Source organism: Arthrobacter endolithicus (genome assembly GCF_026627425.1).
Taxonomy (GTDB): Bacteria; Actinomycetota; Actinomycetes; order Actinomycetales; family Micrococcaceae; genus Arthrobacter_M.
In genome coordinates, this window is the sequence record NZ_JAPNLH010000064.1 from 1 (window position 1) to 1,042 (window position 1,042).

General features: G+C 63.9%; 1 protein-coding gene. It reads right to left on the reverse strand.

All coding sequences use genetic code 11. The annotated features are described in order from the left end of the window. Nucleotides 1-7: 7 nt before the first annotated feature. A partial coding sequence (locus OS914_RS18015; RefSeq protein ID WP_267547429.1) for an IS30 family transposase occupies nucleotides 8-1,042 on the reverse strand: 1,035 nt, incomplete at its 5' end.

A 1,042-nucleotide genomic window follows, 5' to 3' on the forward strand; every position in this document is an offset into this window, starting at 1 on the left:
GGCGGTGTCAAGCCGTGTTAGCAACATTGTCGTTGAGTTGTTTGGTGAAGGCTTCTCGTGGTGTGAGGAATCCCAGGACGGCGCGCGGACGGTCGTTGAGTTCGTCCGCGATGGCGTCTAGATAGGGTTGATGGCTGGTCAGTTCGATGCCTTTAGGCAGGTACTCCCGGATCAGACCGTTGGTGTTTTCATTGGACGGCCGCTCCCACGGTGCGTGGGGGTGGGCGAAGTACACCGGCAGGTCTGTGGCCACGGTCAGCTGGGCGTGGCGGGCCATCTCCGTACCCTGATCCCAGGTCAGGGAACCGCGCATCAGCGCCGGGAGGTTATTGACCCGGTCAATGAGGACATCGGCGAGGCCGGCGGCCTTCTTGCCCTCGGGCAGCCCCAGCATGATCAAGAACCTGCTGTGCCTCTCAACCAGGGTAGCGACAGCGCTCCTGCCGCCCTTGCCGACGACCAAGTCCCCTTCCCACGCGCCAGGAACACGGCGGTCCGAAGCTTCTTCCGGTCGGGCATCGATGCTGACCATCCCGATGATCCGCCCGCCCGTCCGCTCACCCAACGGCTTGCGGGGTTTGCGGTGCGTGCGCTTGGATTGGAGCAGGATCCCGGACTTGGCGAGTTCCCCCTTGGGCAGCGCATAAATCCACCGATAAATGGCTTCGTGGGAGACGGTCCGGCCCTGCGCGTCAGGTGATTTCGTCATGGTCTCAACGCTGGCGTCCATGGCTTCCAAACGCAACCGACCGGCAATCTGCCGCGGTGTCCTGGACCTGCCCAAGTCCGCCTTCACGCGTGCGGCAAGGACCGGATCCATCTCGATTTTCCGCCTTTGGGGACGCTTGCGCCGGCGCTCCGCGGCACAGTCCGCACTCACCGGACGGTAGCCGCGGGTCTTCGTCGAGTTCCGCCGCCGTTCCCGCCAAATGATCGTATGATGCCGGCCAAGATCAGCCCCGATCTGCCGATCCGTCCTACCAGCCAGGACCCCCACAGCGATGTCCGCTCGATCCGAAAACGACAACGGCCTACGCCCCAC